Origin of the sequence: Embleya sp. NPDC050154 (assembly GCF_044460165.1) — a bacterium.
GTDB lineage: Bacteria > Actinomycetota > Actinomycetes > Streptomycetales > Streptomycetaceae > Embleya.
The window spans coordinates 157,566-176,193 of the sequence record NZ_JBITJP010000021.1; the positions used below are offsets into that span (position 1 = coordinate 157,566).

Here is an 18,628-nt window from a genome sequence, read left to right on the forward strand (position 1 = left end):
CCGCAAGTCCCGCCACCCCACCCGCAGTCTCGCCACCATCAGAAGGGAACGCGACCCCCGATGGCTCTCTCGGCTCCACGCTTGGCGAGCGCCGCCCTCGCCCTGGGCTGCACGGTCGGCCCGGCGCTCGCGCTCGCCCCGTCCGCCGGCGCGGCGGAACCACTGACCGTGCAGGTGCACTGCGTCATCCCGCTGGATCAGCCCGCGGTCGACGGCCCGCAGCAGATCACGCTGGAGGCACCGAGCGAGCCGGTCCGCCCCGGCGACAAGGTACGGATCAAGGTCACCCTCGGCGGCAGCCCCGCGACCAGCCCGCTGCCGTTCCCCGGCACCCCGCTGACCCCGTCCATCCAACTCGTGCTCTCCGGCGGCGCGAGCGGCGAACTCACGCTCCAGGGCCCGAAGATGCGGGTCGACATCCCGGGTACACCGGCGCAGATCGTGGTGCCTCCGTACGAGGGCGAGGTCACCGTGCCGCTCGACGCCAAGGGTGACATCCGGATCGCCCCGGGCAAGATGGTCACCAGCACCGCGATTTTCGGCGACCAGATCACCACGTGCTTCCCGACCGCGCCCGCGCCGCCCGCGACCACGCTCCGGGTCGACCTGTCGGCGAAGGGCGTGGACGGGCCGTCCGGCAACCCGGGTGATCCGGGTGCCGTGCCGCCCGCGATATCGGGCCAGGCGTCGGCACAGGGCCCGATAACGCTCGCGGAGAGCCCGGTCGCGAGTGTGGGCGAGGTCGCTCGGGAAGCCGGCCGCAACGGCGTCGACGTCGTGAGCCGGGGCGAGGACGACGGCGACATCTCCGGCGGCACCATCGTGCTGATCGCGGGCGGCGCGCTGATCCTGCTGATGGCCGCGGTCGCGATGATGTACTCGTGGCGTCGGCACTCGGACGACGAATGGTGACGGGGTTCGGCGTCGGCGTGGCTGTGGTGCGCGTCCGGGGCTGATCCGCCCCGGTTCGGGCAGAATTCGTCACAGTCCCCCGATCAGCGAAAAATCCCCGCCGATTTCCGGCCGCCGCAGGTCTGTCGGCCGGAGCTCGTCAACCTCGAGCCGATGGCTCAGTAACATCAAGGTCATGACCCGCGTACTGCTCGCCGAGGACGACGCATCCATCTCCGAACCGCTCGCGCGTGCGTTGCGCCGAGAGGGCTACGAGGTCGAGGTGCGCGAGGACGGCCCAAGCGCTCTCGAATGCGCCGCGCAGAGCGGGGTGGACCTGCTCGTCCTCGACCTCGGTCTGCCCGGGATGGACGGCCTGGAGGTGTGCCGGCGGCTGCGCGCCGAAGGGCACGGCTTCCCGGTGCTGGTCCTGACCGCGCGCGCCGACGAAGTGGACACAGTGGTCGGCCTCGATGCCGGTGCCGACGACTACGTCACCAAGCCCTTCAGGCTGGCCGAGCTGCTCGCGCGTGTTCGCGCGCTGCTGCGGCGCGGCGCCGCCGACGTCGGCCAGGGGGTGCACGGCGTACGCATCGACGTCGACTCGCACCGCGCCTGGATCGGCGAGGAGGAGCTCCAGCTCACCGCCAAGGAGTTCGACCTGCTGCGCGTGCTCGTGCGCGACGCCGGCCGGGTGGTCACCCGTGACCAGCTCATGCGCGAGGTGTGGGACACCACGTGGTGGAGTTCCACCAAGACGCTGGACATGCACATCTCGTGGCTGCGCAAGAAGCTCGGCGACGACGCGGGCAACCCCCGCTACATCACCACCGTGCGCGGCGTGGGCTTCCGCTTCGAGAAGAGCTGATTTCGAGCCGGGCCGACTTCGCGGGAACCGACCTCGGAAAGCTGACGGGACCAACCTTGCGTCGCAGGCTCATCAACACCACGCTCGGCGTGGTCCTGGTCGTCGTGGCGGTCCTCGGCGTGCCCCTGGCGTTCGTGGAGACGCACGCGATCGAGAACAGCGCCGGCGACAGCCTCAAGGCCGAGGCCGCGCGCATCCTGGAGGTCGTCGAGCTGCGGCTGGCCTCCGGTGAACGCTCGGACGCGGAACTGCTGCACCGCCAGATCGAACCGCATCGCTACGCGATCGTGCGGCTGCCGGGGGAGCCCCCGCTGGTGATCGGCGACAAGCCGAGCGGCCGGGTCTTCGAGAAGGACATGCACGGCGAGATGGGCGACTCGGTCACCGTCGGCGAGCCGCGCGAGCGGGTCACCGGCAAGATCCGCGAATCCCTCCTGCTGATCCTCGGCGTCGCGCTGCTCGCCGTCGCGGCCGCCGCCGCCCTCGCCGTGTGGCAGGCCCGCCGGCTGGCCCGCCCGCTGACCGACCTGGCCGAGACCGCCGAACGGCTCGGCTCCGGCGACCCCCGGCCAAGGCACCGCCGGTACGGCGTGCCCGAACTGGATCGGGTGGCCGAGGTGCTGGACCAGAGCGCCGAACGCATCGCCCGGATGCTCACCGCCGAGCGCCGACTCGCCGCGGACGCCTCCCACCAACTGCGCACCCCGCTCACCGCGCTCTCGATGCGCCTCGAGGAGATCGTCGCGACCGAGGACCCGGAGATCGTCAAAGAGGAGGCCGCGATCGCGCTCTCCCAGGTGGAGCGGCTCACCGACGTGGTGCAGCGGCTGCTGACCAGCAGCCGGCGCGGCAGCGGCGGGCGCGACCCGCGCAACATGTCCGCGGTCACCGTGCGGGTGGACGACGTGATCCAGCAGCAGATCGACGAGTGGCGGCCCAACTTCCGCGAGGCCAAACGCAACATCCGGGTCGAGGGGGAGCGCGGGCTGACCGCCGTGGCCACGCCCGGCGCGCTGTCCCAGGTGCTCGCGACGCTGGTCGAGAACACCCTCATGCACGGCGCGGGCGCGGTGAACATTCGTACCCGGACGACCGGCACGTCGGTGGTGCTCGAGGTCGAGGACGAGGGCACGGGAGTGCCCGACGAGCTGGGTGCGCGGGTTTTCGAGCGGGCGGTCAGCGGCCACAACTCGACCGGCCTGGGCCTCGCGGTCGCCCGCGACCTTGCCGAGGCGGACGGCGGTCGCCTGGAACTGCTCCAGCAGCGCCCGCCGGTGTTCGCGGTGTTCCTGGCGGCCCACCCGGAGGAACCGCCGGAGTAAGGCCCCCGGGCCTTCGAACCCCGGGCCTTCGAATCCCGAGCCTTCGAACCCCGAGCCTTCGATGTCCCGGGCCTCAGGCCCGGGACGTCTCACTCTCGTCCTCCACCAGCCGGGCCGCCTCGGTGTCCAGGCGTGCCCGGCCCGGGCGCGCCGGCCGTCCGTCCGCCTCCGCGGCGTCCTCGGTCGCCTCGCCCGCCTGCGGCGCGACCACCCGGACCGCCTTGCGGTCGACCTGGTGGGTGCCGGTGAACACCCACGTGCGGTAGGACCAGAAGCGGAACAGCGTGCCCAGCGGCAGTCCGACCGCGTACTTGGCGACGTTGTCCGCGAGCAGCGAGGGGTAGCCGAGCCAGTAGTGCGAGATGGCCACGGTGCCCGCCTCGATCGCCATGCCGACCCCGCTGAACACCATGAACAGCACGAACTCGCGGCGACTGTCCGCGGACGTACGGTGCCGGAAGGCCCAGTACCGGTTGCCCAGGTAGTTGACCACGATCGCGATCGCGGTCGAGATCACCGACGAGCGCACCGAGGCCAGGCCGAGGTGGTTGCGGCAGATGTTGAACACGATCACGTTGACGATCACGCCGAAGCCGCCCACGGCGCCGAACTTCAGCGTCTCGTGCAGCAGGTGTCCGACCCGGCCGTACCAATCCCGGAGCGCCTTCACGACATGCCACCTTCGACGACCGGCACGGATTCCGGCCGTTTGTGCTTGAACACCCACGTACGGAATGCCCAGAAGCGGAACAGCGTGCCGAGGGCCATACCGACGATGTTCGCCGAGATGTTGTCGGCGAGCGTGCTCTCGTAGCCCATCAGGGTGTGCGAGACGTACACACTCGATGCCTGGATGCCCGCCGCGATCGCGCTGAACACGAAGAAGAGGGTGTATTCGCGGCCGACGCCGGTGCGATCCCGATGCCGATAGGTCCAGTACCGGTTACCGACGTAGGCGACGATCGTCGCCGGGATCGAGGACATGATCTTCGCCGCGACCCCGCCCATGCCGAGCGAGAGGCCGAGGTTGAACACGAGTACGTCCACCGCGTAGGCGAGCCCGCCCGCGACCAGGAATTGGGTGACCTCGGCACGAAAGCGCGCGAGACGACTCGCGGGCGGCGTGCCGACCGTGTCGGGACGTGCGTCGACGGGCAACGGCTCGGACGCTGCTCTGGCTCCGCGGGTGCTATCGGCATGACGACTCACCCGACGAGGGTAGCCGCCGCGGCCGTTCGGCATCGGCGCGCGGTCTCCCTCATGTCGCAGACTCTTTACCGGAACATCTTCCGCCCCATGTGGCACATGTCGTTCGGGCCTGCTCGGCCGCGCCCGGAATGCCCGCCGACACGCCCACCCGGGTCGGGTCGGTACCCTTCCCCCGTGACGTTCCCAGTCGTCGGCATGGTCGGCGGCGGCCAGCTCGCCCGCATGACGCACCAGGCCGCAATCCCGCTCGGCGCCCGCTTTCGCGTACTCGCCGCATCCCCGTCCGAATCCGCGGCCCAGGTCGTCGGCGACGTCGTGCTCGGCAGTGAGGACGACCTCGCCGACCTGCGCCGCTTCGCGCAGGGCTGTGACGTGGTCACCTTCGACCACGAACAGGTGCCCCCCGCGCTCCTGGAGGCCCTGGAGGCCGACGGCGTGGTCGTGCGGCCGAGTCCGAAGGCCCTGGTTCACGCCCAGGACAAGGGCGTCATGCGGGCCCGGCTGGCCGAGATCGGCGTGCCGTGCCCGCGCAACCGGATCGTGACCGACCCGGCCGACGTCGCGGCGTTCGCCGCCGAGGTGGGCGGCTGGCCGGTGGTGCTCAAGACCACCCGCGGCGGTTACGACGGCAAGGGCGTGTGGATCGTGCGCGGCGAGGACGAGGCCGCCGTGCCGTTCGCGGCCGGGGTGCCGGTGCTCGCCGAGGAGAAGGTGGACTTCACCCGCGAGCTGGCGGCCTGCGTGGTGCGCTCGCCGCACGGCCAGGCGGTGGCCTATCCCGTGGTCGAGTCGATCCAGGTGGACGGCGTGTGCCGCGAGGTGATCGCGCCCGCGCCGGACCTGGCCGAGGAGCGCGCGGTGCAGGCGCAGCGGATCGCGCTGTCGATCGCGGGCGAGCTGGATGTGACCGGACATCTCGCGGTCGAGCTGTTCGAGACCACCGACGGCCGGATCCTGGTCAACGAGCTGGCCATGCGTCCGCACAACAGCGGGCACTGGAGCATCGACGGCGCGGTCACCTCGCAGTTCGAGAACCACCTGCGCGCGGTGCTCGACCTGCCGCTGGGCGACCCGCGCGCCCGGGCGCCGTGGACCGTGATGGTCAACGTGCTCGGCGGCGACTACCCGGACATGTACCGCCCGTACCTGCACGTGATGGCCCGCGATCCCGGGGTCAAGGTGCACATGTACGGCAAGGACGTGAAGGCCGGCCGCAAGGTCGGGCACGTCACCGTGTGCGGCGACGATCTGGCGGACGTGCGCGAGCGCGCCCGACACGCCGCCGACTACCTCCGAGGGGACATCACCGAATGAGCACGCAGCCCGTCGTCGGCATCGTCATGGGGTCCGACTCGGACTGGCCGGTGATGGAACTCGCCGCGCAGGTCATGGACGAGTTCCAGATCGCGTACGAGGCCGACGTGGTCTCCGCGCACCGGATGCCGCAGGAGATGATCGAGTACGGCACGAGCGCGGCCGAGCGCGGTCTCAAGGCGATCATCGCGGGCGCGGGCGGCGCCGCGCACCTGCCCGGGATGCTCGCCTCGGTCACCCCGCTGCCGGTGATCGGCGTACCGGTGCCGCTCAAGTACCTGGACGGCATGGACTCGCTGTTGTCGATCGTGCAGATGCCGGCCGGCGTGCCGGTGGCCACCGTCTCGATCGGCGGCGCACGCAACGCCGGCCTGCTCGCGGTGCGGATGCTGGCGGCGCACGATCCGGCACTGCTGGCCCGGATGACCGCGTTCCAGGCCGACCTGAAGGCGCAGGCAACCGAGAAGGGCCGCAAACTGCGCGAGCGGATCGGGTCCTAGACCCCCCGCCGCGACAGAGGCCCGGCGCGTCAGCGCCCCCGACCCCTGAGCGGATCGGGTCCCAGCCCCGACCCGTCAGCCCCCGGCGCCCAGCCCCCGGCGCGTCAGCGCCCCCGACCCCGGCCCACCCCAGTGATCGACGCGCGAAGCGCGGAGAGCGGCGGAGCCGCAAGCTTGGGCTTCGTGCCCCGGAGCGAAGCGGAGGGACACGAAGCCCCGAGCGAGGCACCGCTTTTTCTTGGAGGAGCGAAGCGGGGGAAAGAAAAAGCGGTGCCTCGCGAGCCGGCGACGAAGTCGCCCAACAAGCAGCCCCTCGCGAGCCGGCGACGAAGTCGCCCAACAAGCAGCCCCTCGCGAGCCGGCGACGAAGTCGCCCAACAAGCAGCCCCTCGCGAGCCGGCGACGAAGTCGCCCGACAAGCAAATCAGGCCCGGCCCGCCCCGGTCATCGTGATGCGCTGGAGCTCCACCGCGGAGCAGCGGTCCATCACCATGTCCAGGCCCGCGTCGCGGACGCGCTGGTAGGCCCGCTCGTCGATCACGTCCAACTGGAACCAGACCGCCTTCGCCTCGATCTTGACGGCCTGGTCGGCGATCTCGCCGGCATGTTCCGAGTTGACGAACACGTCGACCACGTCCACCGGGAACGGGATCTCGGCGAGCGTGGCGTAGCCCTGCTCGCCGTGCACGATCTCGGCCTTCGGGTGCACGGGCACGACGCGCTTTCCCCACTGGCGGAGGAACGCGGCTACTCCATATGCGGCGCGATGGGAGTTGGTGCTGAGTCCCACCACCGCCCACGTGTGTGTGTCGAGGATCCGTCGGATCGTGGCCTCGTCGCCGTACGGCATGCTGATGACCTCGCAGTCCTTGTCTCGCTGCTCGCGGTGCCCCCCGACAGACGGACGGCGCGGCGCCGTCGGCCCGGTGACTGTGCCCCCGGGGCGGGCCGGCTACTCAGGGGCGACCGAGTGCCCGGTACGTCCATCCTGCGCCGCGCCAGCGCACCGGGTCGAGGGCATTGCGCCCGTCGAGTACGCGACGTTGTGCGACGATCTCGCCCAGTTCGGCCGGATCCATCTCGCGGAACTCCGGCCACTCGGTCAGATGCAGCACCACGTGGGCGCCCCGGGCGGCGTCGAAGGCGGTCTCGGCGAAGGTCAGGCCCGGGTACATCTTCCTGGCGTTGTCCATGGCCTTGGGGTCGTACACGGTCACCTCGCCGCCCTGGAGCTGCACCTGGGCGGCGACGTTGAGCGCGGGCGAGTCGCGGATGTCGTCCGAGTTCGGCTTGAAGGCGGCGCCGAAGACGGCCACCCGGCGGCCCAGGAAGCTGCCGTCGCACTGCTCGCGGGCGAGGTCGACCATCCGGAACCGGCGGCGCATGTTGATCGCGTCCACCTCGCGCAGGAAGGTGAGCGCCTGGTCGGCGCCCAATTCACCCGCCCGGGCCATGAACGCGCGGATGTCCTTGGGCAGGCAACCACCGCCGAAGCCGAGGCCGGCCTTGAGGAAGCGGCCGTTGATCCGCGGGTCGAAGGCGAGTGCCTCGGACAGTTGCTCGACGTCGGCCCCGGCCGCCTCGCAGACCTCGGCCATCGCGTTGATGAAGGAGATCTTGGTGGCCAGGAACGAGTTGGCGGCGGTCTTGACCAGCTCGGAGGTGGCGAAGTCGGTCACCACGAGCGGTACGTCCTCGGCGAGCAGCTTCGCGTACACCTCGCGCAGCGCGGCCTCGGCCCGCTGCGAGCGCACGCCGATCACCAGCCGGTCCGGGTGCAGGGTGTCCTGGACGGCGTAGCCCTCGCGCAGGAACTCGGGGTTCCAGGCCAGCTCGGCCTCGGTGCCCACCGGCGCCAGCTCGGCGATCCGGACGGCGAGGCGCTCGGCGGTGCCGACCGGGACGGTGGACTTGCCGACGACCAGGCACGGGCGGGTGAGCAGCGGGGCCAGCGCGTCCACGGCGGCGTCGATGTAGGACACGTCGGCGGCGAACTCGCCCTTGCGCTGCGGCGTGTTCACACAGACGAAGTGCACGTCGCCGAACTCGGCGAGCTCGGTGACGTCCGTGGTGAAGCGCAGCCGCCCCGACGTGACGTGCGGGGCCATCAGCTCTTCCAGCCCGGGCTCCCAGAACGGCGTTCGGCCGCTCGAGAGGGTGGCCACCTTGTCCGGATCCACGTCCATCCCGAGGACCTCGAAGCCCAGCTCGGCCATGCACGCCGCGTGCGTGGCGCCCAGGTAGCCGGTACCGATGACCGTGATGCGGGGTGCCACGTACGTCACCTGACTTCTTCGTCGAGGGCGGGATGGAGCCTGATGGTGCCTGATGGGACGGGTACGGATGCCGTCCGTCATGGATCGTATCCGTCGCCGTCACGCCGGCGTCGTCGAATCGTGGCCGTGCCGATGCGGGCCCGGCCGGGGTGCGGCTGAATAATTGTGGGCGACCGTGTTGTTTACTGAGCGGTAATAAAACGCTGCTGCGTACGCGCCGCACATCCTTCAGTCGAGAGGCAGGCACCCGTGGCCGGACGAAAAGACTTCGACCTCTACCGCGTCTCCGAGGAGCACGACATGCTCCGCGAGTCGGTCCGCGCCCTCGCCGAGGCGAAGATCGCCCCGTTCGCCGCCGAGGTCGACGAGCAGTCCCGCTTTCCGCAGGAGGCGCTGGACGCGCTCACCGCGAACGATCTGCACGCGGTCCACATCCCCGAGGAGTACGGCGGCTCGGGCGCGGACGCGCTGGCCACCGTGATCGTGATCGAGGAGATCGCGCGGGTGTGCGCCTCCTCGTCGCTGATCCCGGCGGTCAACAAGCTCGGCACCATGCCGCTCGTGCTGTCCGGGTCCGAGGACCTCAAGCGGCGCTACCTCGGCGCGGTGGCGCGCGGCGACGGGATGTTCTCCTACTGCCTGTCCGAGCCCGAGGCGGGCTCGGACGCCGCCGCGATGAAGACCCGCGCGGTGCGCGACGGCGACTCGTGGGTGCTGAACGGCGTCAAGCGCTGGATCACCAACGCGGGCGTGTCCGAGTTCTACACGGTGATGGCGGTGACCGACCCGGACAAGCGCAGCAAGGGCATCTCGGCCTTCGTGGTGGAGAAGTCGGACGAGGGCGTCTCGTTCGGCGCGCCGGAGAAGAAGCTCGGCATCAAGGGTTCGCCGACGCGCGAGGTCTACCTCGACAACGTGCGGATCCCGGCCGACCGGATCATCGGCGCCGAGGGCACCGGCTTCGCCACCGCGATGAAGACGCTCGACCACACGCGCGTGACGATCGCGGCGCAGGCGCTGGGCATCGCGCAGGGCGCGCTCGACTACGCGAAGGGGTACGTGCGGGAGCGCAAGCAGTTCGGCAAGCCGATCGCGGACTTCCAGGGCATCCAGTTCATGCTCGCGGACATGGCGATGAAGCTGGAGGCGGCCCGGCAACTGACCTACGCGGCGGCGGCCAAGTCCGAGCGCGGCGACGCCGACCTGACCTTCCACGGCGCCGCCGCCAAGTGCTTCGCCTCCGACGCGGCGATGGAGATCACCGTGGACGCGGTCCAGCTCCTCGGCGGCTACGGCTACACGCGCGACTACCCGCTGGAGCGGATGATGCGCGACGCCAAGATCACCCAGATCTATGAAGGCACGAATCAGGTTCAGCGCATCGTGATGGCCCGGAACCTGCCGAAGTAGGCCCCTCGGTCCGCACGGGTGACGTGCGGAGCGCCACGATCCCCCGGCCGAGAGGCCGGCGAGGCTTCGGCCGGGGGATTCGGCGGTCGCGGCGGCAACCGGAAGGGTCCACCTATGCGGGCGAGGCGGCGGGCGGCGGTGTCAGGGTCAGTCGCCCGTCCTGTTCCGTGTACAGCTCGCCGGTTTCCGGGCAGCGCCACCGGCCGTCGCCCGCGTCGGTCAGGGGCACGCCCGCGCGGCCGACCCATTTGATGCGGCGGGCCGGGACGCCGGCCATCAGGGCGTGGTCGGGGACGTCGCGATGCACCACCGCGCCGGCGGCGATCAGGGCCCAGCGGCCGATCGTCACGCCCGCGACGACCACGCTGCGGGCGCCCACGGCGGCACCCTGACGGACCGTCACGCCCTGGGCCAGCCAGTCCTTTTCGCCCTTGAGCAGGCCGTCGGGGGTGATCGCGCGCGGGTACATGTCGTTGGTGAGCACGACGGCCGGACCGATGAAGACGCCGTCCTCCAGCACCGCGGGCTCGTAGACCAGCGCGTGGTTCTGCACCTTGACGTTGGCCCCGACGCGGACCGCGGGCCCGATGTACGCGCCGCGACCGATCACGCAGTTCGGGCCGAGGACCGCGCCCTCCCGGATCTGGGCGAGGTGCCACACACGGGTGCCCTCGCCGATGGTTGCCGACTCGTCAACGTCCGCGCTGGGGTCGATTGCCACCCTCGAACGCTAGTGCTCACTCGGCCGCCACGCCCAGGAAATCGGCGAGGACACGGGCCGAACGCCGGCCGTCGTGGTGCTCGGCGACGTACGCCGGGCCGCGGGCGGCCAGTTCGCGGGCCGCGTCCGGTTCGGCGATCACCTCCTCCAGCACCTCGGCGAGCGAGTTCGGGTCCGCGCCGCGGATGGGCAGGTCGGACGGCAGGTGCGCGGTCGCCGACTCGTGCAGGTAGCAGATCGTCAGGCGGCCCGCCGCGAGCGCCTGACACGAGGTCATGCCGTAGGAGCCGCAGGCGAATTGGTCGAGCACGATGTCGGCGTCCGCGAACAGCGCCGGGAGTTCGCGGGCGGAGCGGCTCAGGACCCGCCGGTACTCGATCAGGCCGATCTCGTGCAGTCGGTGCAGGGTGGGCTCGATCCGCGCGGTGCCGTGCAGGAACGGGCTCGACATCACATGCAGTACGACCGGGCGTTCCCGGGTCAGCACCGGTGTGTCGGCGCGCCACACCCCGGGGTCGAGCGCGGGGGGCAGCCATACCGCGTTCGGTACGTCCGCGATCAGGTCGGGCGTGGCCACGAAGGTCGGCACGTCCAGGTCCCGCAGGATCGGCAGCAGCCGGTCCACCTTGGCCTGCAACGCGTGGGTGAGCTCGTAGCGCGGGTCGAACGGCGAGAACTCGACCCGGGCCCGGTGCGCCGCCGGATCGCGCACCTCCGAGCCGTACAGCACCAGTCCCAGCGCGATCCCGGCCGCCCGCAGCTCGGCCAGGTCGGTGTCCACCCAGGAACCGCCGAGTCGGCCGAACGCGGGCATCCCGCACTCCGCCAGGACGTGGGTGTAGCGATCCAGCACATGGGCGAGCCGGCCCAACTGCCAGCGGGTGGACAGCCAGTCGTCGGTCTCGATCGCCTGATCGGTGGGGTAACCCAGGGTGTTGGCGGAGGTGAGCGCGGACGCCTCGGCGCGGACGCCCGGCAGGTGCCGCTCGACCGCGCGGGCCCACGCGTGCCCCTGTCCGCAGGTGTTGGTCGGCCCGATGCCCAGCACCGGCGAGGACGCGGCCGGCGGCTGCGCGTCGGCCGCGAACGCGCGCACGTACGGCTCGTACGCCTGCGCGCAGCGCAGTGCCCACGCGTCGGCGTCGCGTTCGGCCTCGGCCCGGTGGGTGCGGCGGACCGCCTCCAGGTCGCGCTGGGCCATGATCCGGCGCAGTCCCTTGAGCACCCCACCGCCGTCGAGCGCCTCGACCGCGGCCCGCGCGGCGGCGAGCCGGGCGGTCTTGGCCGGGTCGACCGGCACCCGCAGCGAGCGCACCACGCCGGTCTCGGACACCCGCACCGAGGTGGTCACCGCGACCGTCTCGGCGGGCTCGACCCGCAGCACGTAGGCACCCTCGACCGGATCGTCCGGATGCTCCCCACCCACGTCCGTGTGGGTGACGACGACGCGCCGCAGCCGTTCGGGCGGGGTGAAGCCGCGATCCTCCGCGGCCTGCCGGGCGTCCGGAATCGCCACTCCAGCGGCCACAGCCGAGTCCCTGTCGCTCATCGCCGTCGTCTCCCAAGGCCGTGCCGACTGTTCACAGACTGTCACCGGGGACGAGCGGTGACCAGGGCGGCCACGTTACTTGGATTTACCGAAAGGACCCGGTTTCCGGCCGAAGAAGCGGCGAGTCGTCGGCTCGAGGCCGGCCCCGGAGCCCGATTCGTGGCCGCGGCCGAGGCCCGGCCGAGGCCGGGTCCGAAGCCCGATCCCGGGCCGCAGCCGAGACGACGCCTCTCCCGCACAACGCGAGGGCCCGGGTCGCACGCGCGCGACCCGGGCCCTCGGACAACCGTTGCCGGTGGTTCAGCTCAACTCGTCGGCCGGCCGCTCCGTGCCCGCCTCGACGCGATCGGCGAGGCTCTTCGGGCTGGTCAGGAAGCCGGCTCCCCAAGCCCCGTGCATCGTGGCGAGCACGATGGGCAGGCGGACGAACGCGGCGGGCCGCAGGCCGCGGCCCTCCCACGCGACGCCGCCCAGGATGGCCACCACGTAGCCGCCGGGCAGCAGCCAGCCGGGCCAGAAGCCGACCAGACCGGCCACCGTGCCCAGCGCGACCGCGAGCAGCGCGGCCGGCGGCGCCAGATAGCGAAGGTTGACCGAACCCTTGTGGTGCCGGGACACCACCCGCCGCCAACGGCCGTAGTTGAAGTACTGCTTGGCCAGCGCCTTGGGGGTCTGCCTGGGCCGGTAGGAGACCTTGAGCTCGGGCGAGAACCAGATCAGGTAGCCGGCCTGCCGGATCCGGTAGTTCAGCTCCCAGTCCTGGGCGCGCTCGAACTCCTCGTTGTACCCGCCCATTTCCTCCAGCACCTCGCGCCGGAAGACGCCGAGGTACACGGTGTCCGCGGGCCCCGCGCTGCCGCCGGTGTGGAAGCGCGCGTTCCCGACGCCGAGTTTGGAGGTCATCGCGCGGGCGACCGCGTCCTCGTACGGGGTGGTGCCCTCGGCGTGCATGAGCCCGCCGACATTGGCCGCACCGGTGTCGACCAGCAACCGGACGGCGGTGGAGATGTAGCCCGCGGGCAGGATGCCGTGGCCGTCCACGCGCACGATCACCGGATGGCTGGAGGCGCCGATCGCGGCGTTGAGCGCGCACGGGGTCCGACCGCTCGGGTTGGCGACGGTGTGCACCCGCTCGTCGTTCGCGACCAACCGGGCGGCGATGGAGTCGGTGTCGTCCGTGGACGGTCCGAGCGCGATCACCACTTCGATGTCGCCGGGGTAGTCCTGCGCGAGCACACGACCGACGGCCTCTTCGAGATGTCGGGACTCGTTGAGCACCGGCATGATCACGGAGACGGGCGGTTTTTCGGGAAGCGGCTCCGCTCGGCGAGCTGGGGGCTCGTGCGTGGCGGGCTCGTCGGCGGTGTGATTCATCGCCTTGGAGCGTACTGCGAATGGACCTGCCGACGGGCATCGACCGGGTGAGCGAGCGAGGGCGATCGTCGGCGTGCCGTCCTTGATCCCGCCGGATCCCGCTTTACGGTGGTTCGACGCCCACCGCAACCGTGGTCGGACGGGCAGGCGTCCTTCGGGTGAACGCGGGTACGGATGCAGATCCGCACGGTGCGCGCCGCAAGGGTGCGCGGCGAACGGCGGGACGACATCGGTCCGCGAGGAGGGACACCGCAGCCCATGGCGACGACCGGCGGCCGACCCCCGGCGAGAACCACCACCGGCGACCGGCCCGAGCGCAACGTCGGCCGCAACTGGCTCGTACTGATCACCGGCGTGCTCGCGGCGGCGATCCTGGTGACCAGCGGCATCGGCTGGGCGTGGGTGAAGCACTTCGACGGAAAGATCCAGCGGATAGACCCGTTCAAGGGCCTGGAGAACCGCCCGGGCACCGGATCCGGCAAGGACCTCAACTTCCTGGTCGTCGGCTCGGACAACCGCGCCGGCATCTCCAAGGACACCCTCAACAAGCTGCACGCCGGCGGTGAGTCCTGCGACTGCACCGACACGGTGATGATCGTGCACCTCAACGCCAAGCGGGACCGCGCGACCATCACCAGCCTGCCGCGCGACAGCTACGTGGAGTTCCCCGCGCACAAGGACAAGACCACCGGCGAGCAACGCGGCCCCTCCAAGGGCAAGATCAACGCCGCCTACACGCTCGGCGGCCCCCCGCTCACGGTCGCCACCGTGGAGAAGGCCACCGGCATCAGGATCGACCACTACATCGAGGTCAACTTCGTCTCGTTCGTCAGCGTCGTGGACACCCTCGGCGGCATCGAGATGTGTACGCCCAAGGCGCTGCGCGACCCCAAGTCCGGCCTCGACCTGCCCGCCGGCACCAGCAAGCTGGACGGCGTCAAAGCCCTCCAGTTCGTCCGCGCCCGGTACATCGCCAGCGACCCGACCGGCGACATCGGCCGTACCCAGCGCCAGCAGAAGTTCATGACGCAGGTGCTCGCGAAGGCGACCTCGTCCGGCACGCTGACCGACCCGCTCAAGCTCAAGAACGTGCTGGACGCGGTGCTCGGCTCGATCAAGGTCGACGACAAGATGAGTTCGCAGGACTTCCTGGAGTTGGGCGGCAAGCTCAGGAACCTGACCAACTCCGGGGTCACCTACGCGCAGGTGCCGCTCAAGAGCATGGACCACCAGGTCCCGGACTGGGGCTCGACCGTGTTGTGGGACGACGCCAAGGCGGCCGGTCTGTTCCAGGCCATCCGCGACGACAAGGACCTGATCGCGCCGCCGGAGAAGAAGCCCGACACACCGGGTGCCACCACCGCCCCGGCGCCGTCCCCGGTGTCGGTCGAGGTGGCGCCGGGCGACATCTCGGTGCTGGTGTACAACGGCGCGCCGACCACGGGCCTGGGGCCGCGCGCGCACGAGGACCTCAAGAACGCGGGCTTCGCGATGGCCGGCGCGCCGCGCATCTCGACCTCCACGGACGGGGCCCGCACGATCATCCGGTACGACCCCCGGTGGAACCGCTCGGTCAAGACGGTGCAGGCCGCGCTGCCGGGCGCGACGCTGGAGTCGGTCACCGGCCTGGGCCGCACGATCGAGGTGGTCGTGGGCTCGTCGTACCAGGGAACGACCCCGGTCCGGGTCGGCGGCGCGAGCAGCGAGCAGCCGTCCGTCGCGGCAACACCGAATCCGGCATACTCCGCCAAATCCGGTGACGAGGTCTCGTGTAAGAAGTGAGCATCAACTGTGGAACAGATGGTCGATGAGATGGGCATTCGGTTGCCTCGGGGCTGATCGAGTGAAAGCTTCGATCTCATGAGTAATTGGCCGCCGGGATGGGCGGATGGCGACCAACAGCCGCAGCAGCCCCCTCCGGGAACGATTCCGAGCCGCCCCGGCGGCCACTCCGCCGGTGCACATCCGGTCGGTGGGCCTCCGGCCGGCGGATATCCGCCGCAGTCGCCGGGTGGGTATCCGCCCGCGCCGGGTGGGTACCCGCCGCAGCCGGGCGGTGTCCCACCGGTCCGGCAGGCGCCCGGCCCGGACGCCTATCCGCCGCAACCACCGGTCGCCGACGCGCACGGCGCGCCCCCGGCGCCGGTGGGACCGCCGCCGCAGCGCGGGCCGAGCGGCGCCGGCGGGCCCGACGGCCCCGACGGGCCGCCTCGCCCCGGTGGTCCGCCGCGGCGCCCGCGCGGCCCGGTCAACTGGAAGAAGCGCATCCTGATCGGGATCGCGGTCTTCGTCACGCTGATCGTGGTGTTCGGCACCGTGACGTACTTCTGGGCCGACTCGAAGATCCGGCACGAGGACGTCCTGGACAACTACAAGGGCCGCCCGGGGTCGACCGCGGGCACCACGTGGCTGATCGTCGGCTCGGACAGCCGTGAGGGCCTGGACGCCGACGACCGCAAGAAGCTGCACACCGGCAAGGCCGCGGGCAAGCGCACCGACTCGATGATGCTGCTGCACAAGGGCAAGGGCGGCACCGCGCTGATCAGCCTGCCGCGCGACTCGTATGTGGACATCCCGGCGTTCAGCAAGAACGGCAAGTCGGTCAAGGCGCAGAAGAACAAGCTCAACGCGGCCTTCGACCTCGGCGGCGCGCCGCTGCTGGCCCGGACCGTCGAGATGGCCACCGGCATGCGGCTCGACCACTACGCGGAGATCGGCTTCGGCGGCTTCAACAACATCGTCGACGCGATGGACGGCGTGGACATCTGCCTCAAGGGCCCGATCAAGGACGAGAAGTCCGGCGCGGACCTGAAGGCCGGCTGCCAGACGCTGGACGGTGCGGAGGCGCTTGCCTTCGTCCGCTCCCGCTACTACGACCCGGCGCGCTCCGACCTGGCCCGGATGGAGAACCAGCAGAAGTTCCTCAGCGCGCTGGCGAAGAAGGCCAAGTCGGCGAGCGTTCTGCTCAACCCGTTCAGCGCCTTCCCGGTCGCGGACGCCTCGCTGAGCGCGGTGACGGTGGACGACGACACCGGGCTGTTCGACCTGTACGACCTGTTCAAGGACATGGGCAGCCTGTCCGGCGGCGACGGCGTCACCACGACGGTGCCGATCTCGAACCCCGGATACTCCGTCAAGAATGTCGGCTCCACCGTGCTGTGGGACGACAAGGGTTCCAAGGCGCTGTTCCAGGCGCTGCGCGACGGGCGGACCGTGGACGCGCCCAAGAGCTGAACCCCGGTCGGCGGGGACGGGCGGGCGGACAACTGATTCGCCGCCTGTCCCCGCCGTTTCGTACCATCAGCACTCGGCCGGGATGTCGGCCGGCGATCCTGCCCCGAGGTGACGAAGTCCGCATGAACGACGCCGCGATAACCGCCGCAGACCACACCTTCCAGGTCGATCTGCGCGGTCTGGTCGACCTGTTGTCGCACCACCTCTACTCCAGCCCCCGGGTATACCTGCGCGAGCTGCTGCAGAACGGCGTCGACGCGGTGACCGCGCGCAGAGCCGCGGATCCCGAGGCGGACGCGGCGATCACCATCACGGTCGAGGACGGCGGCCTGCGGATCGCGGACACCGGCGTCGGGCTGACCGAGGCCGACGTGCACCGCTTCCTGGCGACCATCGGGCGCAGCTCCAAACGGGACGAGTTGGAGAGCGCCCGGCGGGACTACATCGGGCAGTTCGGCATCGGTCTGCTCGCGTGCTTCGTGGTCGCCGACGAGATCACCGTGGTGACCCGCTCGGCGCTGGTGGACGCGCCGCCGGTGGAGTGGAAGGCCGGCTCCGACGGCCGCTACACGGTCCGCGCGTTGGCCCGCGAGGAGCGCGAAGAGCCTGGCACCACGGTCTTCCTGACGCCGCGTCGGGGCAGCGAGTCCTGGTTCGCCCCGGAGCGGGTGATCGAACTCGCCCGCGACTTCGGCGCGTTGTTGCCGTACCGGGTCACGGTGGTCGCCGCCGGCGAGCACACGCCGATCACCGACACACCCGCGGTGTGGGATCGCCCATACCCCACGGCGGAGCGCCGTCGGGCCGCGCTCGCCGCGTACTGCGAGAGCCGGCTCGGCTTCACCCCGCTGGACGTGATCGACCTGGACGTACCGCTCGCGGGGGTGCGGGGCGCGGCGTTCGTGCTGCCGGAGGCGGTCAGCCCGGCGATGCGCGGCAAGCACCGCGTGCACCTCAAGGGCATGCTGCTCACCGAGAACGCCGACGGGTTGTTGCCCGACTGGGCGTTCTTCGTGCGCTGCGTCGTGGACACCGACACGCTGCGGCCCACCGCGTCCCGGGAAAGTCTGTACGACGACGAGTCGCTGGCCGGCGTGCGGGACGCGCTCGGCGGGCACATCCGGGACTGGCTGGCGAACCTGGCCGCGCACGATCAGCCGCGGCTGGCCCGGTTCCTGAGTGTGCATCACCTGGGCGTGAAGGCACTCGCCCGGCACGACGACGAACTGCTGCGCCTGGTCCTGCCGTGGCTGCCGTTCGAGACCACGGACGGACGGATCGCACTCGACGAGTTCGCCCGTCGGCATCCGGTCGTGCACGTGACCTCGACCGTGGAGGAGTACCGGCAGGTCGCGCCGATCGCGGCGGCGGCCGGACTCGGCGTGGTCAACGGCGGCTATACCTACGACCTGGATCTGGTCCACCGACTGGCCGAGATCCGCCCGGGCACCACCGTCACCGAACTCGACCCGGACACCGTTACCGCGCACCTGGACTCGGTCGACCCGGCCGCCGAACTGGCCGCCGCGAGCTTCCTCGCGCACGCGCGGGCCGCGCTCGATCCACTCTCCTGCGACGTGTCGCTGCGCACCTTCCAGCCGGTCACCGTGCCGGCGCTGCTGCTGGACGGGCGGGACGCGCGCGGCGAGCGCGGGCGAGCCGAGGCCGAGCAGGACGCGGCCGGTCGCGGCGACGACCTGTGGTCGGGCATCCTCGGCTCGTTGCGCGGTCAGGGTCCGCGCGCCCAACTCGTGCTCAACCACCTCAACCCGCTGGTCCGCCGGATCGCCGGCCTCGACGATCCCGAACTGGCCCGGGCCGCGGTCGAAGGACTGTACGGCCAGGCTCTGTTGCTCAGCCACCGACCGCTCACCTCGGCCGAGACCGGCCTGCTCGGCCGATCCTTCCTCGGCCTGCTGGAGCGGGCCGTCCACCGGCCGAACCCCGCCGAATAGGAACC

Annotated in this window: 16 protein-coding genes; 9 read left to right on the forward strand and 7 right to left on the reverse strand. The window is 71.2% G+C overall.

All coding sequences use genetic code 11. From position 1 onward, the window contains the following. The first annotated feature begins 60 nt into the window (after positions 1-60). From ACIBSV_RS35710 to ACIBSV_RS35720, 3 genes are all read left to right on the forward strand, one after another. Entirely contained in the window at positions 61-912 is an 852-nt protein-coding gene (locus tag ACIBSV_RS35710; RefSeq protein ID WP_395870584.1) for a hypothetical protein, read from the forward strand. A 175-nt stretch (positions 913-1,087) separates the two neighbouring features. Next, complete coding sequence (locus ACIBSV_RS35715; protein ID WP_020556678.1) at positions 1,088-1,759, forward strand: response regulator transcription factor; 672 nt, start codon at positions 1,088-1,090, stop codon at positions 1,757-1,759. 56 nt (positions 1,760-1,815) lie between these two features. Next, complete coding sequence (locus ACIBSV_RS35720; protein ID WP_395870586.1) at positions 1,816-3,081, forward strand: ATP-binding protein; 1,266 nt, start codon at positions 1,816-1,818, stop codon at positions 3,079-3,081. Between the two features lie 73 nt (positions 3,082-3,154). Here the strand turns inward: ACIBSV_RS35720 and ACIBSV_RS35725 are convergent, their stop codons facing one another. Together ACIBSV_RS35725 and ACIBSV_RS35730 are read right to left on the reverse strand one after the other, a co-directional pair. Beyond that, positions 3,155-3,751 carry a GtrA family protein gene (locus ACIBSV_RS35725; RefSeq protein ID WP_395870588.1) on the reverse strand — a complete coding sequence of 199 codons (597 nt, stop codon included), beginning with the start codon at positions 3,749-3,751 and terminating at the stop codon, positions 3,155-3,157. Then, entirely contained in the window at positions 3,748-4,239 is a 492-nt protein-coding gene (locus ACIBSV_RS35730; protein ID WP_395870590.1) for a GtrA family protein, read from the reverse strand. The genes ACIBSV_RS35725 and ACIBSV_RS35730 overlap by 4 nt, the downstream gene beginning before the upstream one ends. Positions 4,240-4,464: 225 nt before the next feature. Between ACIBSV_RS35730 and ACIBSV_RS35735 the strand changes: the two genes are divergently transcribed. Both ACIBSV_RS35735 and purE read left to right on the forward strand, forming a co-directional pair. Beyond that, on the forward strand, positions 4,465-5,604 hold the full coding sequence (locus tag ACIBSV_RS35735; RefSeq protein WP_395870592.1) for a 5-(carboxyamino)imidazole ribonucleotide synthase: 1,140 nt from the start codon (positions 4,465-4,467) through the stop codon (positions 5,602-5,604). Next, positions 5,601-6,104, forward strand: coding sequence for a 5-(carboxyamino)imidazole ribonucleotide mutase (gene purE, locus ACIBSV_RS35740; protein WP_395870594.1), 504 nt, complete (start codon positions 5,601-5,603; stop codon positions 6,102-6,104). The genes ACIBSV_RS35735 and purE overlap by 4 nt, the downstream gene beginning before the upstream one ends. A gap of 424 nt (positions 6,105-6,528) precedes the next feature. Here purE and ACIBSV_RS35745 read toward each other — a convergent pair whose 3' ends face one another. Continuing rightward, entirely contained in the window at positions 6,529-6,954 is a 426-nt protein-coding gene (locus tag ACIBSV_RS35745) for a CoA-binding protein (RefSeq protein WP_395870596.1), read from the reverse strand. 106 nt (positions 6,955-7,060) lie between these two features. Further along, positions 7,061-8,380 (reverse strand): UDP-glucose dehydrogenase family protein, encoded by a 1,320-nt coding sequence (locus ACIBSV_RS35750; protein WP_395870598.1) that lies wholly within the window; start codon positions 8,378-8,380, stop codon positions 7,061-7,063. 249 nt (positions 8,381-8,629) lie between these two features. Between ACIBSV_RS35750 and ACIBSV_RS35755 the strand changes: the two genes are divergently transcribed. Then, complete coding sequence (locus tag ACIBSV_RS35755) at positions 8,630-9,790, forward strand: acyl-CoA dehydrogenase (RefSeq protein WP_395870600.1); 1,161 nt, start codon at positions 8,630-8,632, stop codon at positions 9,788-9,790. 112 nt (positions 9,791-9,902) lie between these two features. On the opposite strand, the gene ACIBSV_RS35760 is transcribed toward ACIBSV_RS35755, so the two are convergent. The 3 genes from ACIBSV_RS35760 to ACIBSV_RS35770 form a co-directional block, all read right to left on the reverse strand. Further along, positions 9,903-10,505, reverse strand: a complete 603-nt coding sequence (locus tag ACIBSV_RS35760; RefSeq protein WP_395870674.1) for an acyltransferase — start codon at positions 10,503-10,505, stop codon at positions 9,903-9,905. 22 nt (positions 10,506-10,527) lie between these two features. Beyond that, positions 10,528-12,060 (reverse strand): glycosyltransferase, encoded by a 1,533-nt coding sequence (locus ACIBSV_RS35765; RefSeq protein ID WP_395870602.1) that lies wholly within the window; start codon positions 12,058-12,060, stop codon positions 10,528-10,530. Between the two features lie 300 nt (positions 12,061-12,360). Further along, on the reverse strand, positions 12,361-13,434 hold the full coding sequence (locus ACIBSV_RS35770) for a glycosyltransferase family 2 protein (RefSeq protein WP_395870604.1): 1,074 nt from the start codon (positions 13,432-13,434) through the stop codon (positions 12,361-12,363). A gap of 258 nt (positions 13,435-13,692) precedes the next feature. Between ACIBSV_RS35770 and ACIBSV_RS35775 the strand changes: the two genes are divergently transcribed. From ACIBSV_RS35775 to ACIBSV_RS35785, 3 genes are all read left to right on the forward strand, one after another. Then, the gene (locus ACIBSV_RS35775; protein ID WP_395870606.1) at positions 13,693-15,216 is read left to right on the forward strand and encodes an LCP family protein; all 1,524 of its coding nucleotides are present in this window, start codon (positions 13,693-13,695) and stop codon (positions 15,214-15,216) included. A 78-nt stretch (positions 15,217-15,294) separates the two neighbouring features. Next, positions 15,295-16,668, forward strand: a complete 1,374-nt coding sequence (locus ACIBSV_RS35780; RefSeq protein ID WP_395870608.1) for an LCP family protein — start codon at positions 15,295-15,297, stop codon at positions 16,666-16,668. Positions 16,669-16,790: 122 nt separating this feature from the next. Beyond that, positions 16,791-18,623, forward strand: a complete 1,833-nt coding sequence (locus ACIBSV_RS35785; protein ID WP_395870610.1) for an HSP90 family protein — start codon at positions 16,791-16,793, stop codon at positions 18,621-18,623. Positions 18,624-18,628: the final 5 nt, after the last annotated feature.

Bases quoted from the DNA above. Each gene is read 5' to 3' on its own strand.
- ACIBSV_RS35710 (WP_395870584.1), top strand. From the start codon at position 61: ATGGCTCTCTCGGCTCCACGCTTGGCGAGCGCCGCCCTCGCCCTGGGC.
- ACIBSV_RS35715 (WP_020556678.1), top strand. From the start codon at position 1,088: ATGACCCGCGTACTGCTCGCCGAGGACGACGCATCCATCTCCGAACCG.
- purE (WP_395870594.1), top strand. From the start codon at position 5,601: ATGAGCACGCAGCCCGTCGTCGGCATCGTCATGGGGTCCGACTCGGAC.
- ACIBSV_RS35745 (WP_395870596.1), bottom strand. From the start codon at position 6,954: ATGCCGTACGGCGACGAGGCCACGATCCGACGGATCCTCGACACACAC.
- ACIBSV_RS35765 (WP_395870602.1), bottom strand. From the start codon at position 12,060: ATGAGCGACAGGGACTCGGCTGTGGCCGCTGGAGTGGCGATTCCGGAC.
- ACIBSV_RS35770 (WP_395870604.1), bottom strand. From the start codon at position 13,434: ATGAATCACACCGCCGACGAGCCCGCCACGCACGAGCCCCCAGCTCGC.
- ACIBSV_RS35775 (WP_395870606.1), top strand. From the start codon at position 13,693: ATGGCGACGACCGGCGGCCGACCCCCGGCGAGAACCACCACCGGCGAC.
- ACIBSV_RS35780 (WP_395870608.1), top strand. From the start codon at position 15,295: ATGAGTAATTGGCCGCCGGGATGGGCGGATGGCGACCAACAGCCGCAG.
- ACIBSV_RS35785 (WP_395870610.1), top strand. From the start codon at position 16,791: ATGAACGACGCCGCGATAACCGCCGCAGACCACACCTTCCAGGTCGAT.